This is a genomic window from Devosia sp. Root635, from assembly GCF_001427605.1.
GTDB lineage: Bacteria > Pseudomonadota > Alphaproteobacteria > Rhizobiales > Devosiaceae > Devosia.
Window position 1 is genome coordinate 1 of record NZ_LMGZ01000008.1, and the last position, 15481, is coordinate 15481.

The window sequence follows — 15481 nt, forward strand, 5'->3', positions numbered from 1 at the left end:
ACCCTTCAAACTCGCCATCAACGCTGCAATGAGAAAGTTCATCACCATCCTCAATGCTATCGTCAAACAATCCACAGTTGCTTGACCCGAGGGCTCTGCACTTACCGATCACTCCGCAAGTATAGGGCCCCTCGGGTCAAGCCCGAGGGTGACGATCGAGTTTAGAGAATGGTCCGGTGCTCCTGACACCCCACCAGGGCCGGCAGGTCAGGCGAACGTCAGGCCGCATTGACATCGGCGCCGATCCGAACCAAGTGGAGGCCAACAGTTTTCGGAGCTTCCCCATGGGTTTCAAGATGGGCATTGTCGGCCTGCCGAATGTCGGCAAGTCGACCCTTTTCAACGCGCTGACGCGCACCGCGGCCGCCCAAGCCGCCAACTTCCCCTTCTGCACCATCGAGCCCAATGTGGGCGAGGTGTCGGTGCCCGATACGCGGCTGGACAAGCTGGCCGCCATCGGCAAGTCGGTCAACATCCTGCCGGCGCGCATGAGCTTTGTCGATATTGCCGGGCTGGTGAAGGGCGCTTCGCAGGGCGAAGGGCTGGGCAACCAGTTCCTCGCCAATATCCGCGAATGCGACGCCATCGCCTATGTGCTGCGCTGTTTCGAGGACAACAACATCATCCACGTCGCCAACAAGGTCGACCCGCTGGCCGATGCCGAAGTGGTCGAGACCGAACTGATGCTGGCCGATCTCGAAAGCCTCGAGAAGCGCCGCGCCGGCGTCGAGAAAAAGGCCAAGGGCGGCGACAAGGATGCCAAGCTGACGCTCGAGCTGATCGATCGGTCGCTGGTGCTGCTGCGCGACGGCAAGTCGGCCCGCTTCGTCAAGCGCGATGCCGAGGAAGAAAAGGCCTTCCAGGAGCTGCAATTGCTGACCAGCAAGCCGGCGCTCTATGTCTGCAATGTCGACGAAGGCTCGGCCGAAAATGGCAATGCCATGAGCAGACAAGTCGAAGACTATGCCAAGGGGCACGATGCCGGCGTGGTCATCATCTCCGCCGAGATCGAAAGCCAGCTCGCCCAGCTCCCCGACGCGGAACAGGCCGAATACCTGGAATCGCTGGGCCTGCACGAAGCCGGGCTCAACCGGCTGATCCGCGAGGCCTATGCGCTGCTGGGGCTGCAGACCTATTTCACCGTCGGCCCCAAGGAAACCCGCGCCTGGACCATCCACAAGGGCGACAAGGCCCCGGCCGCGGCCGGCGTCATCCATTCCGATTTCGAGCGCGGCTTCATCCGCGCCCAGACCATCGGCTACGAGGACTTCGTGACGCTGGGCGGCGAAGTCCCCGCCAAGGAAGCCGGCAAGGCCCGCGACGAAGGCAAGGAATACGTCGTCAAGGACGGCGACGTCATGCTGTTCAAGTTTAATACTTAGGACCGGCGGCAAAGCCGCAAAATCGCTCCGGTGGAGCGATTTTAGGTCCTAAGGCCATGAGGGCTACGCCCGAATGGCCCGGATGCGCCGCACGTTCGATCCCTCTACCCCCGCGGCATGTGATCCGTCAGTTGCCGCACCAGCAGCACCAGTTCCACCTGCCGCGTGCAGCCGGTCTTGGCCATGGCGGTCTTGAGCTGGTTGCGGATGGTTTCGACGCTCCGGCTGGTTGCCTTGGCGATCCCGGCGATGGTCTGCCCGGCCACGATGGCCTGGACGACCCCGATTTCGGCCGGTGTCAGGTCGAACAGCGATTGCACCATGGTCGCTCCGGCCATGCCGGCCTTGGGCTCGCTGAGCACGACAATGGCCACCGTGCTGCCGAAAATGTCATGTGCCTGCCGCCGGATCGGCACCACCTGGACGACCGCGGTGATAGCCCCGCCCGGCTCGGCCCGGATGGGCACCGAGCGCGGGCTGCGGGCGAGCTTGAGCGCGTCGAGCGCATCGGACAGCATGGCGTCGGCCGCGTGGTCATGCAGGCCCAGCCGGTCACCGCCCCGCGTCGCCCAGACGTGGCCGGCCGCGTTGAAATCGTCATTGGCCAGCACGACGCGCCCGCTGGGTGTCAGCGCCGCCGCCGGCAGCCCCAAGGCCGTCAGCGTTTCGATGGCCGTGCGCACGCGCTCGAAATCCGCCCTTCCGCTGAGCATGGCCGCCCGCGCCAGATGCGGATAGAGGCTGTCGAGCCGCGCCAGGTCATCCCCGCGAATGGGGCCCCGCTCGTAATATTGCTCGACATTCATCACCACCAGGTCGCCATGCGGCAACTGCGTCAGGAAGCCGGCGGCCCAGCCGAAGCCTTCGGCCCGGAACAGGTCGCGGACCATAGGGTCCTGCTCGGCCTCTTCGAGGCTCCCGAAATAGTCGTCCTCGTTGACGAAACGCGGCGCCCCCACCATGCCCTTGGCCATCACATTGCCGGCGCGCCCGTTGCGGGCAATCCAGCCTTCCGACAGGAACCGCTTCGCTGCCCTGTCCAGCACCGGCGCATGGACCAGGTGGGGCCCACGCTCATTGAGGCAGAGCAAGGCCCCACCGGCGCTATTGCTGATCGTACCCAGCGTGGCCAGCACGTTCGGCCACAGCTCCGGCACGACGGCGGCCTCATAGGCCGCCGCCTCGACTGCGGCATAGTCTTCGTCCGACAGTCCCCCCGCCATGCTCCCTCCGAGCCCACAAGCGATATCTGGGCGCAAATAACGCACCAGTATAGCCCCCGGTCAACTGACTAGCCCTCGATCGTGTCCTTGCGCATCTGGCTGGGCGTCATGCCATAGGCCTTGCGGAAATGTTCGTAGAACTGGGTCTGGCTGACGAAGCCGGCATGGAAGGCGACGTTGGCGATGGAGAGACTCCCATCGAACAGCAGCGAGCGGGCGCGGATGAGGCGCATGCGGGTGACGAATTTCTGCACCGATATGTGCATGACCTTGGTGAAGAGGTTAGTGGCGTAATTGGGGTGCAGTCCCACCACCCTGGCAATGTCTTCGGCGCTGAGCGGATCGGTGATGTTTTCCACGATATGGCGCACCATGCGGACGACGTAACGAACCGGCGAGCCGGTGCGGGTGCGGGTGCCGGTGCGTTCCACCCAGGCCGGCAGCAGCGTATCCCAGCCCGTAATGGCGGCGCGGCGGAACATGGTGCCGATCTCGGCGCGTACGATATCGGTGCGCAGGGCATTGCCGCTGCGATAGTCCTGGTGCCAGCGATCGAGCGTTTCGAGCCCGATGCAATCGGGATTGAGCTGGATGACCCCGCCCCCCATCAGCGTCTCGGTGAGCCGCCCGAGCTGCGGCATTTCGAGGAAGGCGTCCATCGGCAGGTAGATGTTGAGCTGGCGGCCGTCGCCGATATCGTCGAGCCCGACGGTCTGGTGCGGAATACCGGCCCAGAAGGCCACGAGCCGGTTCGAGCCGACCGCCACCGGGCCGCCATCGAAGGCATAGTCCATGGTGCCGCGCGTCAGCCAGTTGAACTCGATATGGCCATGGCTATGGGGCCGCGGCATGATCTGGGGCGGAAACGACCTGATGCCGAAGCGCCCGAAGGCCTTGCCGGAGGAATAAAAACTCCGATCCGGGCGGGGCGTCGGACGCGGCGCTTTTTCGCGCGCACGACGGGGCAGGATGGCTGTCTCAACAATCATACTTATCCGCCGATTTCTTTGAAACCCGGAACAAGTCTCTATCATTCCGGATTGTTTCGGCGATGGCAAGGCGTAGGCTTTTATCCGTCAGCACGGAACATGCCGGAAGGGAGTGTCCGGCCAGCGGCCAATGCGCCGTTCCGTTGCAAATGGGAGGTTTTATGAGAAAGCATGCTTATGCCCTTGGCGGGGCAGGATTGATGCTGGGCGTCTCGCTGCTTGCGGTGCAGGCTCAGGACTTGACGGGCGAGCTGCCCGATCCCCCCGAATTCGCCGCGCAGAGCGAACCGGTCTTCGTCAGCGTCTCCGATATCCAGGAATACAAGGCGCTGCCGGAATATCACGAACCCGACTGGGTCACCGCGAAATATGTCGATGCCGGCACCCTGCCGCCCGTCGCCGAGCGCCTGCCCAAGGAGCCGCTGGTGTTCAAGACCGCCAACATGCCCGACGGCATCGGCGTCTATGGCGACACGATGCGCCATGTCATTGGCGGCCGGCCCGAAGGCTGGAACTATACCGCCGGCCAGAACCAGGGCTGGGGCGGCATCGATATCGGCCTTTCCGAATGCCTGACCCGCACCGGCCCGCTCTTCGAGGTCAAGGCCGACGAACTCGAGCCGCTGCCCAACCTGGCCAAGAGCTGGGAATGGTCGGAGGACGGGCACGAACTGACCATGCACCTGATCGAGGGCGCCAAATGGTCCGACGGCGACCCCTTCGACGCCGATGACGTGATGTTCTACTGGAACGACGCCATCATGGACCCCAACGTCTCCCCGCTCAATGGCGGCACGCCGGAGACCTTCGGCGTCGGCACGACGCTCGAAGCGCTCGACCCCTACACCATCAAGTGGACCTTCAAGGAAGTCCGGCCGACGCAGTATCTCTATGCCATGGCCTACGGCACCTTCTGCCCCGGCCCGAGCCACATCCTCAAGCCCCAGCACCCCAAATACAACGCCGACAACACCTATGAGGAATTCAAGAACGCCTTCCCGCCGGAATATATGAACATGCCGGTGATGGGCGCCTGGGTGCCGGTGGAATACCGGCCGGACGACATCGTGGTGATGCGCCGCAACCCCTATTACTGGAAGGTCGACGAGGCCGGCAACCAGCTCCCCTACCTCAACGAAATGCACTATCGTCTCAGCACCTGGGCCGACCGCGACGTGCAGGCCGTTGCCGGTTCGGGCGACTTCTCCAACCTTGAACAGGCCGAAAGCTATGTCGAGGCGCTGAAGCGCTCGGCCGAGGATTCGGCCCCGGCCCGCCTGCAATTCGGCGCCCGCACCATCGGCTATGCGCTCGAATTCAACCTCTCGGCCAATGGCTGGGGTGAACCCGATGCCCGCGGCCAGGCCATCCACGAACTGAATCGCAACCTCGATTTCCGCAAGGCCATCTCGATCGCCATCGATCGCCAGCGCCTGGGCGACTCGCTGGTCCGCGGTCCGTTCACCGCCATCTATCCGGGCGGCCTGTATGCCGGCACGGCCTATTACGACAAGGCTTCGACGGTCTACTACCCGTATAATCTCGACGCGGCAAACGCCCTGCTCGACGGCATCGGCCTCATCGATACCGACGGCAACGGCGTGCGCAACCTGCCCGATGGCGGCGCCGACGTGGAAATCACCCTGCTCGCCAATACCGACTATGCGACCGACACCAACCTGGCCGAAGGCGTCATCGCCATGATGGAACCGCTCGGCCTGCGCGTCATCGCCAATTTCCAGGCGGGAACGTCGCGTGACGACATGCAGCAGGCCGGCCAGTTCGACTGGCATGTCCGCCGCCAGGGCGCCGAAATGGTCTCGGTGGTGCAGGGCACGACCTTCCTCGCCCCCACGGGTCCGCAGACGAGCTACTTCCACCGCGCCGGCACGGATGGAACGGTGGATATCCTGCCCTTCGAGCAGGAACTGGTCGATACGGTGAACGCCTTTGTCGCCACCAGCGACAATGCCGAACGGGCCGAATTGATGAAGACCTTCCAGAACGTCTTCACCGAGAACGTCTATTCGGTGGGCCTGACGCAATATCCAGGTGCGCTGATCATCAACAAGCGCTTCGCCAATATCCCGGCGGGTGCCCCGATCTTCATGTTCAACTGGGCGGAGGACAACATCATCCGCGAGCGCGTGTTCGTGCCGGCAGACAAGCAGGCCGACTACGAACTGCACCCCGAAACGCTTCCGGGCGAACCGGGCGGCGCGGGTCCGGTGTAGGCTGACCATGGCCCGGCCCGCGCCAGTGTGTGGGCTTGGCTACCCGCCCCCTTGAGGGGAGGGTAGCGTCGCTAGGCCCAAAAGGGCCGTAGCAGAGCTGGGGAGGGGGTAACCCTGTGGTCTACCGAAGACCCCCTCCCTCAGTCCCTCCCCTCAAGGGGGAGGGAGGCGATGAACCGAGATTCCGGCGCGTGATGAAGCGCCTTGTGTAGAGGCCGCCATGCTTCGATTTCTGACCTTGCGCATATTGGGCGCCATCCCGCTGCTGTTCCTGCTCAGCGTGGTGACTTTCGCCATCATCCAGGCGCCGCCGGGCGATTATGGCGACACCATCCGCTCCATGCTGATCAACCAGGGCGGTGCGGCCCCCACTGTGGCCGAAGCGCAGGCCGAACTGTATCGCGAGGCCCATGGCCTCAACGATCCCATCATCGTCCAGTATTTCCGCTGGATCGGCGGCATCGTGACCCGCTTCGATTTCGGCCATTCCTTCTTCTACAACAAGGATGTCGGCCAGGTCGTGGCCGAGCGCCTGCCCGCCACTATCGCTCTGGCGCTGGTGTGCCACCTGCTGGCCTCGCTGCTCGGCATCGGGCTGGGCATCCTGGCGGCCACGCGGCAATATTCCTGGGTCGATACCGGGCTGGGCATCATCTCGTTTCTCGGCATGACCATCCCGCGGTTCCTGCTGGCCATCATCATCCTCTATTTCCTGGTGTTCCGGCTCAATGTCAGCGAGGTGGGCATGTTCTTCTCGGCCCGTTATGGCGGCGCGCCCTGGAGCTGGGACAAGTTCGTCAACCTCGTGACCCATATCTGGCCGGTCATCTTCATCGCCACCTTCGGCGGGCTGGCCTACAATATGCGGGTGATGCGGGCGAACCTGCTCGATGTGCTCAACAGCCAATATGTCGAGACGGCGCGGGCCAAGGGCCTGCCGGAAGGCGCCGTGATCATGAAGCATGCCGTGCCCAATGCGCTCCATCCGCTGGTCGCCTATCAGGGCGTGGTGCTGCCCTATATGCTGACCGGCGAAATCGAAGTGGCCATCGTCTTCGGCCTGGCCACGGTCGGCCCGGCCATTGTCGGCTCCATGGGCGTCGGCGACGTCTATGTCACCGCCACCTTCATGCTGGTGCTGGCCGCCACGCTGATCGTCGGCAACATCATTTCCGACCTGCTGCTGGTGGCGCTCGATCCCCGCATCCGCCTCGGTGGAGGCGCCGAATGACCGATCTCGATACACGCTCGTCCATCCCCCTGCCCGCCGACGCCGCCGGCGGCCCGATGCCCACGGGTGCCGAGGACGCCGCGCCGGTCCTGACGCGCTACGGGAGCGGCAACGAGGGCTATGCGACGCTGGTCTGGCGGCGCTTCCGCCGCTCGAGCATGGGCATGATCGGGCTGGTGCTGGTCGTGCTGCTGCTGGTGGTCTCGGTCTTTGCCGATTTCTTCGCGCCGATGGACCCCAAGGCGGCCAACCTGCCCTTCGCTCCGCCGGACGTCATCGCCTTCGAGGATCCCGATGGCAATTTCAGCCTCATCCCCTATGTCTACCCGATCGGCGACACGGGCGAGTTCGACCCCATCACCTTCCAGCCGCTGACCGGGCTGGTCAAGGACAACCCGACCCCCACCGGCTTCTTCGTCAGCGGCTACAGCTACCACCTGCTCTGGTTCATCCCGGCCAATATCCACTTCTTCGGCTCGGTCGACGGGCGGCCGATCCAGTTGCTGGGGACCGACAAGTTCGGGCGCGACATCCTTTCACGCGGCATTATCGGCTCGCGTATCTCGCTGATGATCGCGTTGGCCGTGGTCACCATCACCACCATTGTCGGCACGCTGGTCGGCATCAGCTCGGGCTATATCGGCGGACGGCTCGATGCCTGGGTGCAGCGCTTTGTCGAATTCGTGCTGGCTTTCCCGCAACTGCCGCTCTACCTGGCGCTGACCTCGCTGATCCCGGTGACGGCGCCGTCCAACATATTCCTGAGCTTCGTCATCTTCGTCATGGCGGTGCTGGGCTGGGCGCAACTGAGCCGGGAAGTGCGCTCCAAGACGCTGGCACTGGCCCGCATCGACTATGTGCGCGCCGCCATTGCCGTGGGCGCCACCGATAGCCGCATCATCACGCGGCATATCCTGCCCAATGTGCTCAGCCACGTCATCGTGGCGGTGACGCTGGCCGTGCCCTCGGTGGTGTTGCTGGAAAGTTTCCTGGGCTTTCTCGGCTTTGCGGTGAAACCGCCGCTGATCTCCTGGGGGCTGATGCTGCAGGATACCGGCACCTTTTCGGTGATCGGCTCCTATCCGTGGATCCTCAGCCCCGTCGTCTTCGTGCTGATCACCGTCTTCGCCTTCAATGCGCTGGGCGATGGCCTGCGCGACGCCATCGACCCCTATTGAGGATCAGGCAATGACCGACACCAGCTTCACGCCTGTTTCCGACACCCGCCACGACCTGGGTCTCCACGACCGCGAACTGATCCTCGACGCCCGCAATATCGGGGTGGATTTCAAGGTCGAGGGCGGCGTGGTCAATGCCGTACGCGATGTTTCCTTCCAGCTCCACAAAGGCGAGACCATCGCCCTGGTGGGCGAGAGCGGTTCGGGTAAATCCGTGACCGCCCGCACGCTGATGAAGCTCCTGACCAAGCGGGCGACCATCCTGCCGAAGACCCGGATCACCCTGTCGGGCAAGGACATCGTGGCCATGGGAGACCGCGATATGCGCAAGCTGCGCGGCAATGACATCGCCATGATCTTCCAGGAGCCGATGAGCTCGCTGAACCCGGTCTACACCATCGGCCAGCAGCTCTGCGAAATCATCCACCTGCATAACCGGATGAGCCGCAAGGAAGCGATGGAGAAAGCCGAGGCGCTGCTGGCCGAGGTGCAGATTCCGGAACCCCGGGCCCGGCTCAACAATTATCCGCACCAGCTCTCGGGCGGGCAGCGTCAGCGCGTCATGATCGCCATGGCGCTCGCCAATCGCCCGGACGTGCTGATTGCCGACGAGCCCACCACGGCGCTCGACGTGACGGTGCAGGCGCAAATCCTCAACCTGATCAAGGATCTCAAGGACAAATACGGCATGGCGGTGATCCTCATCACCCATGACCTGACCATCGTCCGGCAGTTTTCCGACTATGTTTATGTGATGCAGAACGGCCGCGTGCAGGAGCACAATGCCACCGAGGCTCTGTTCGCCAATCCCAGCCATGCCTATACCAGACACCTGCTGGCGTCAGAGCCCAAGGGCACGGCGCTCCCCCTCCAGGAGGGCGCGCATGAGACCGTGCTGGAGGGCCAGGAGGTCAAGGTCAGCTTCACCCTCAAGCGCGGCGGCTTCTTCAAGCCCGATTTCTTCGAGCTCAAGGCCGTCGACAATCTCGACATCAAGCTGATGCGCCACGAGACGCTGGGCATCGTGGGGGAATCCGGCTCGGGCAAGACCACCTTCGGCCAGGCGCTGATCCGGCTGATCGGCAACCAGGGCGGACAAATCTGGTTCGACGGCGAGCGCATCGACACCAAGGACCGCAATGCCATGCGCCCCTTGCGCAGCCGCATGCAGATCGTGTTCCAGGACCCCTTTGCGAGCCTCAATCCGCGCATGTCGATCCGACAGATCATCGAGGAGGGCCTGATCGTCAACCGGATCGGCACCGACAGCCGCGAGCGCGTCGATCGCGTCAGGCAGGCGTTGCGCGATGCCGGCATGCCCGACACCATCCTGCAGCGCTTCCCGCATGAATTTTCCGGCGGCCAGCGCCAGCGCATCGCCATCGCCCGGGCCATCGCGCTTGAGCCTGAATTCATCCTGCTGGACGAGCCGACCTCGGCGCTCGACCTTTCCGTACAGGCCCAGATCATCGACCTGCTGCGCAAGCTGCAGGATGAAAAGGGCCTCTCCTACCTCTTCATCAGCCACGATCTCAAAGTCGTGCGCGCCCTCTGCCATCGTGTCATGGTCATGCAATATGGCAAGATCGTCGAGCAGGGGCCGGTGGCCGATGTCCTCACCAATCCTCAAACCGAATACACGGCCCGACTGGTGCGCGCCGCGTTCGAAATTGCCGCCTAGGAGCATTGAATGGCAAACCCCAAGATCACTTTCATCGGCGCCGGCTCGGCTGTGTTCATGAAGAACATCGTCGGCGATATCCTGCAGCGCCCTGCCCTGGCCGGCGCCACGATAAGGCTGATGGACATCAACCCAGTGCGGCTGGAGGAAAGCGAGGTCATCGCCAGAAAGCTCATCGCCACGCTCGGCGTATCGGCGACGGTGGAAACCTATCTCGACCAGCGCAAGGCGCTCGACGGCACCAATTTCGTCGTCGTCTGCTTCCAGATCGGCGGCTACGAACCTTCGACCGTGATCGATTTCGACGTGCCCAAGAAATACAACCTGCGCCAGACCATCGCCGACACGCTCGGCGTCGGCGGCATCATGCGCGGCCTGCGCACCGTGCCGCATCTGTGGAGCATCTGCGAGGACATGCTGCAGGTGGCGCCCGACGCGATCATGCTGCAATACGTCAACCCAATGGCGATCAATACTTGGGCAATCTCCGAGAAATACCCAAGCATCAAGCAGGTAGGCCTGTGCCACTCGGTACAGGGCACGGCCATGGAACTGGCCAACGATCTCGGCATTCCCTACGAGGAAATCCGCTACCGCTCGGCCGGCATCAACCACATGGCCTTCTACCTCAAGTTCGAGCACCGCCAGGCCGACGGGTCCTATCGCGACCTCTATCCCGACCTGGTTCGAGCCTATCGCGAAGGCCGCGCGCCCAAGCCGACCTGGAACCCGCGCTGCCCCAACAAGGTGCGCTACGAAATGCTGACGCGGCTCGGCTATTTCGTCACCGAAAGCTCTGAACATTTCGCCGAATATACGCCCTATTTCATCAAGGAAGGGCGCGAAGACATCATCGAGAAATTCGGTATTCCGCTCGATGAATACCCAAAACGCTGCGTCGAACAGATCGCCCGCTGGAAGCAGACCTCGGAAGACTACCGCAAGGCCGACCGCATCGAGGTCAAGCAGTCCAAGGAATATGCCAGTTCCATCGTCAACTCAGTGTGGACGGGCGAGCCTTCGGTGATCTACGGCAACCTGCGCAATAACGGCGTCATCACCAGCCTGCCCGACAATGCGGCCGTCGAAGTGCCGTGCCTGGTCGACGACAACGGGTTGCAGCCCACCTATATCGGCGAACTGCCGCCACAATTGACGGCTCTGATCCGCACCAACATCAACGTGCAGGAACTGACGGTTCGCGCGCTGATGGAGGAGAACCGCGAGCACATCTATCACGCCGCCATGATGGACCCCCACACCGCCGCCGAGCTGGATCTGGAGCAAATCTGGAACCTCGTCGACGACCTGACCGAAGCCCATGGCAGCATGCTGCCCGAATGGGCCCGTGGCTCCCGGAAGCAGCGCGTAGCGTAATTCGCGGCGCAAATGTCCTCCCTGCTTCCAAGGACGGCCCCGGCGCGCAAGCGTCGGGGCCGTTTGGGTTCGTGGGGATGGCTGGAACGCCCTCGATCCATCCCACCCACAATCGCTTCCCCCGGACTTGATCCGGGGGTCTCTCGCCGCTTTGTGCCGTGGGGAGAGTGACCCGCGGGTCAGGCCCGCGGGAGGAGCCGGTGGGTGGGGCAGGACCAGGGATCAATCGCAGCCTGCAATTTGCTCCATCAGTATAAATTGACAATTATAGTCACCAATATAAAAACCCCCTCACCTACCTTGAGGGAGCATCATGTTCACACGTCGTCTTTTCATCGGCCTGGCGCTGGCTGCCGGCCTGGTCGCGCCGGCCGCCGCGCAGTCCTTCCCCGTCACCGTCGAGCATATCTACGGCACCACCACCATTCCCGAGCAGCCATTGCGCGTCGTCTCGGTGGGCATGCATGAGCAGGATTTCCTCTACGCGCTGGGCATTGCGCCGGTGGGCGTCAAGGAATGGTGGGGCGACCACGCCTATGCCACCTGGCCCTGGGCCGAGGAAGCGCGCCAGGCCGTGGGCGCCGAACCGGAGGTGATGGATACCAGCGGCGTCAATCTCGAATGGGTGCTGGCGCAGGACCCCGACCTGATCATCGGCATCTATGTGACCATGGACGAAGCGCTTTATGACGAATTGTCCAAGATCGCCCCGACCATCGTGACGCCGGCCGGCTATACGGCCTGGGGCGCGCCGTGGCAGGCCGAACTCAAGATCATCGACCAGGCAACGTCGGGCAATACCGAAAAATCAGACGCCATCATCGCCGGCTTCGACGCCCGCTATGCCGCCGCCCGCGCCGAATTCCCGCAGCTCGCGGGCAAGACCGGCACCAATATCTATATCAGGGAAGAAGGCGGCTTCACCGCCTGGAGCCAGGACGACCTGGCCAGCAAGTTCCTGATCGATCTGGGCCTCACCTTCCCGCCCGAATTGCAGGCCCTGGCCCAGGACGACAACCGCATCGATGTCAGCCAGGAGAACATGCGCCTGCTCAACATGGATGTCGCCATCTGGCCAATCGAGGACGCCGCCAATGGCGAACAGGCCAAGGTGGAGGCCATGCCGCTCTACCAGAACCTTGATCTCGCCAAGGAGGGCCGGTCGCTCTGGCTCGACGACGGCAAGGGCCTGGCCTATGCCGCCATGAGCTGGCAGACCCCGCTATCGCTGGGGTATCTGCTGGATATCCTGCCGCCGGCTCTGGCTGCGGCGGTGGATGGCGATGTGGCGACCGAGGTGGTCGTGCCGCAGGCGGAATGACCCTCGGATATCCGAAGGCTCTCTCAGTCGGGGGACTGTTCACTTCAGGCGCTTGCTCCATGCGTCGGGAGCTTCGGTTCCTTCGCCTCCCTCCCCCTTGAGGGGAGGGAATGAGGGTGGGGGTCTGTCAGTGAACCACTAAGGCACCCCCTCCCCAGCTCTGCTACGGCCCTTTGGGCCGAGCGGCGCTACCCTCCCCCCAAGGGGGAGGGTGGGCACAAGCCCATGACGCTGCCTTCCAGCGCCCAAGGTGAACCCTCCCCCTTGAGGGGAGAGGTGCCGCGCAGTGGGTGTGGCAAGATGGTGCCAAATCCTAGTGGTGCCCGCCCACCACCTCGCGCAGCTCCTCCACCGAACGCACCTGTTTGCGGGCGGCGCCGTCCCAGTCGCGGGTCTTGACGGTGGATTTGGCGATGCGTTCCCTTGCGGCGGGTACGGCACCGACATATTGCGGCAGCCATTGGGCCTGGGCGACGACCATTTCGTCGACCATGGCCCAGACCTCGTCGGGGGTGCAGATGGCGCCGACCAGCGGGTCATGCAATACGGCCAGCTTGAGCGTGTCGATATTGCCGGTCATCGCCGCCTGGACCGACAGGCGCTGCACCGAGACCGACACCGAGCAGGTGGCGGCGCAGGCGGTGGGCAGGGTGATGCCCTCGATCATGTTGATGCCGAAACGATCGACATAGCCGGGGCTCTCGATGATCGCATCGTCCGGCAGATTGGTGATGATGCCATTGTTGCGGCGGTTGAAATGGCCACGATAGACCCTTCCGGTTTCCATCGCCTCGATGATGTGGCTGGCATGTTCGCTGGTCCGCTTGTGTTCGGAGAGTGGCTTGTTGGCCTGCTCCTTGAACATCGGGAAGTCGGTCTCGAACCAGTTGCGGCGCTCGGTCGAGTAGCGCAGGTAGCCACCGGTTTCGCCATGGATCCAGTCGCTCATGTCGATCCAGCGGTTGATCTCGTCAGGACGCTTGCGATACCAGGGCAGGTATTCGGACAGGTGGCCGTTGGACTCGGTGGAATAGACGCCGAAGCGCTTGAGTACGTCGATGCGGACCTTTTCCTGGCGGGAATAGACCGGATGCGCCTCGAAGCCGGCGATCAGCTCGTCCGCCTCGATCTTGCGGCCCTTGGCGCGGAGGTCGATATACCAGGTCTGGTGATTGATGCCGGCGCAGACATAGTCGAGCTCGCTGTCGTCGACACCCAGCACAGTGGCGATCTGGTGGGCGCCATGCTGCACGCCGTGGCAGAGGCCGACGACATTGACGCCGCCATACATTTCGGCCGCCCAGGTGTTCATGGCCATGGGATTGGCATAGTTGAGGAACAGCGCGCCGGGCTCGGCTACTTCCCTGATATCCTTGCAGAAATCGAGAATGACCGGAATGTTGCGCTGCCCATAGAGAATGCCGCCGGCGCAGATCGTGTCGCCCACGCATTGGTCGACGCCGTATTTCAGCGGGATGGAAATATCGGTCGAGAAGGCTTCGAGGCCGCCGACGCGGACGCAGCTCATGATGTAGCGGGCGCCGGTGATGGCGGCGCGGCGGTCGGTGGTGGCGGTGACCTTGGCGGGGAGATTGTTGACCGAGACAATGGTCTCGATGACCTGCCGGACCATGTCCAGATTATGCGGGTTGATATCGGTCAGCGCGAATTCGCAGGTGACGAATTCCGGCACCTTGAGCAGGTCGGAAATCAGCGTTCGGGTGAAGCCGATCGAGCCGGCGCCGATGACCGTGACTTTGAATGACATAGGTTCCTCCGGGCATTCACCGATGGGGCGAATTGGTTAGCACACTGCTAGCGTTGACGCGCCGCGGCTGCTAGAGAAAGGTTATGCGATTGCGGGTAATTTTGTGCTCTCTGACCTGATCGATCACGGCCACGACCTGCGCGTGCTGGCGCTGCCCCGGAGCGCCGCACCGCTGCATTGCATGGCCATAAGCGCCGGTTACGAGCAGCGGCTCAACGAGGTCTATTCCTGGGACGGATTGCAGCGCGGCAGCGCGCCCTTCCTCGTCATCCAGCACACATTGGTCGGCGAGGGGCGGCTGGACTTCGCGGGCACGCAATATCGGCTGGTGCCGGGGCAGACCATGGTGCTGAGCCTGCCCCATGCCCATCGCTACTGGCTGGAGCGGGGCGGGCGCTGGGAATATTTCTGGATGGTGCTCAATGGCCGCGAGGCACTGCGGCTGGCGCGGGAGATCATCGACGCGGCGGGGCCGGTGGTGAGCCTGCCGGCAACGGTGGTGGACCGCATGGCGGGGGCCTGCGACACACTGATCGCCAAGGCCGACATCACGCCGGGCGAGGCGTCGAGCGCCGCCTATGCCGCCATGGCGGCCCTGCATGATGGCGTGTTCGGGGCCGATGCCGTGCCGGAGCGGACCCTGCCGGCCGCGATGAGCCGGGTCATCGCCCATATCGAGGCCAACCTGGCAACGGCTTTGCAGGTAGACCGGCTGGCCGCCATCGCCGAGATGAGCCGGGGGCATTTCGTTCGCCAGTTCGGCGCCAGCGTGGGCACGCCGCCATCGGACTTCGTGCTGGACCGGCGCATCGAGCGGATCGAACGGCTGCTGTTGGCGACAGATATGAGCGTGGTGGCGATCGCCAGGGCGACAGGCTTTGCCGATGCCAATTACCTGGCCAAGGCCTTCCGACGGAAACGCGGGCTGGCGCCCCTGGAGTTTCGCGCGCAGGGCCGGCTGGCGGCGGGGGCTTGAGAGGGACGCGATTATCTCCGTCGTCCCCCTCCCCTTAAGGAGCAGTGTTCACCTCGGATTCATGAGTGTTTACCCTCTCCCCTTGTGGGAGAGGGTGGAAATCCGCGTTCAGCGGATTTCC

At 63.6% G+C, this 15481-nt stretch carries 11 protein-coding genes; 8 read left to right on the forward strand and 3 right to left on the reverse strand.

From position 1 onward, the window contains the following. Window positions 1–284 precede the first annotated feature (284 nt). Entirely contained in the window at window positions 285–1382 is a 1098-nt protein-coding gene (ychF, locus tag ASD80_RS05200) for a redox-regulated ATPase YchF (RefSeq protein ID WP_056229946.1), read from the forward strand. A gap of 104 nt (window positions 1383–1486) precedes the next feature. Here ychF and ASD80_RS05205 read toward each other — a convergent pair whose 3' ends face one another. Both ASD80_RS05205 and ASD80_RS05210 read right to left on the reverse strand, forming a co-directional pair. Next, window positions 1487–2605, reverse strand: a complete 1119-nt coding sequence (locus tag ASD80_RS05205; protein ID WP_056229948.1) for a helix-turn-helix transcriptional regulator — start codon at window positions 2603–2605, stop codon at window positions 1487–1489. 68 nt (window positions 2606–2673) lie between these two features. After that, complete coding sequence (locus ASD80_RS05210; RefSeq protein ID WP_056229951.1) at window positions 2674–3594, reverse strand: helix-turn-helix domain-containing protein; 921 nt, start codon at window positions 3592–3594, stop codon at window positions 2674–2676. Between the two features lie 161 nt (window positions 3595–3755). Here ASD80_RS05210 and ASD80_RS05215 point away from each other — a divergent pair, with 161 nt between their 5' ends. From ASD80_RS05215 to ASD80_RS05240, 6 genes are all read left to right on the forward strand, one after another. Then, entirely contained in the window at window positions 3756–5828 is a 2073-nt protein-coding gene (locus tag ASD80_RS05215; protein ID WP_056229954.1) for an ABC transporter substrate-binding protein, read from the forward strand. Window positions 5829–6048: 220 nt separating this feature from the next. Continuing rightward, window positions 6049–7059: an ABC transporter permease gene (locus ASD80_RS05220; protein WP_056229957.1), complete on the forward strand. Its 1011-nt coding sequence runs from the start codon at window positions 6049–6051 to the stop codon at window positions 7057–7059. A 56-nt stretch (window positions 7060–7115) separates the two neighbouring features. Then, window positions 7116–8237 carry an ABC transporter permease gene (locus ASD80_RS05225; protein WP_056230133.1) on the forward strand — a complete coding sequence of 374 codons (1122 nt, stop codon included), beginning with the start codon at window positions 7116–7118 and terminating at the stop codon, window positions 8235–8237. A gap of 10 nt (window positions 8238–8247) precedes the next feature. Further along, complete coding sequence (locus ASD80_RS05230; protein ID WP_056229959.1) at window positions 8248–9918, forward strand: ABC transporter ATP-binding protein; 1671 nt, start codon at window positions 8248–8250, stop codon at window positions 9916–9918. Between the two features lie 9 nt (window positions 9919–9927). After that, entirely contained in the window at window positions 9928–11295 is a 1368-nt protein-coding gene (locus ASD80_RS05235; protein ID WP_056229962.1) for an alpha-glucosidase/alpha-galactosidase, read from the forward strand. Between the two features lie 313 nt (window positions 11296–11608). Then, entirely contained in the window at window positions 11609–12616 is a 1008-nt protein-coding gene (locus ASD80_RS05240; RefSeq protein WP_056229965.1) for an ABC transporter substrate-binding protein, read from the forward strand. Window positions 12617–12929: 313 nt separating this feature from the next. Here ASD80_RS05240 and ASD80_RS05245 read toward each other — a convergent pair whose 3' ends face one another. Then, window positions 12930–14384 carry an alpha-glucosidase/alpha-galactosidase gene (locus tag ASD80_RS05245; protein WP_056229968.1) on the reverse strand — a complete coding sequence of 485 codons (1455 nt, stop codon included), beginning with the start codon at window positions 14382–14384 and terminating at the stop codon, window positions 12930–12932. 103 nt (window positions 14385–14487) lie between these two features. On the opposite strand from ASD80_RS05245, the gene ASD80_RS05250 reads away from it, so the two are divergent. Further along, the gene (locus tag ASD80_RS05250; RefSeq protein ID WP_056229970.1) at window positions 14488–15360 is read left to right on the forward strand and encodes a helix-turn-helix domain-containing protein; all 873 of its coding nucleotides are present in this window, start codon (window positions 14488–14490) and stop codon (window positions 15358–15360) included. The last annotated feature ends 121 nt before the right edge of the window (window positions 15361–15481 follow it).

What these genes read in the sequence shown, in the direction of transcription:
- ychF (WP_056229946.1), top strand. Translation starts at nt 285, where the DNA reads ATGGGTTTCAAGATGGGCATTGTCGGCCTGCCGAATGTCGGCAAGTCG.
- ASD80_RS05205 (WP_056229948.1), bottom strand. Translation starts at nt 2,605, where the DNA reads ATGGCGGGGGGACTGTCGGACGAAGACTATGCCGCAGTCGAGGCGGCG.
- ASD80_RS05210 (WP_056229951.1), bottom strand. Translation starts at nt 3,594, where the DNA reads ATGATTGTTGAGACAGCCATCCTGCCCCGTCGTGCGCGCGAAAAAGCG.
- ASD80_RS05215 (WP_056229954.1), top strand. Translation starts at nt 3,756, where the DNA reads ATGAGAAAGCATGCTTATGCCCTTGGCGGGGCAGGATTGATGCTGGGC.
- ASD80_RS05220 (WP_056229957.1), top strand. Translation starts at nt 6,049, where the DNA reads ATGCTTCGATTTCTGACCTTGCGCATATTGGGCGCCATCCCGCTGCTG.
- ASD80_RS05225 (WP_056230133.1), top strand. Translation starts at nt 7,116, where the DNA reads ATGCCCACGGGTGCCGAGGACGCCGCGCCGGTCCTGACGCGCTACGGG.
- ASD80_RS05230 (WP_056229959.1), top strand. Translation starts at nt 8,248, where the DNA reads ATGACCGACACCAGCTTCACGCCTGTTTCCGACACCCGCCACGACCTG.
- ASD80_RS05235 (WP_056229962.1), top strand. Translation starts at nt 9,928, where the DNA reads ATGGCAAACCCCAAGATCACTTTCATCGGCGCCGGCTCGGCTGTGTTC.
- ASD80_RS05240 (WP_056229965.1), top strand. Translation starts at nt 11,609, where the DNA reads ATGTTCACACGTCGTCTTTTCATCGGCCTGGCGCTGGCTGCCGGCCTG.
- ASD80_RS05245 (WP_056229968.1), bottom strand. Translation starts at nt 14,384, where the DNA reads ATGTCATTCAAAGTCACGGTCATCGGCGCCGGCTCGATCGGCTTCACC.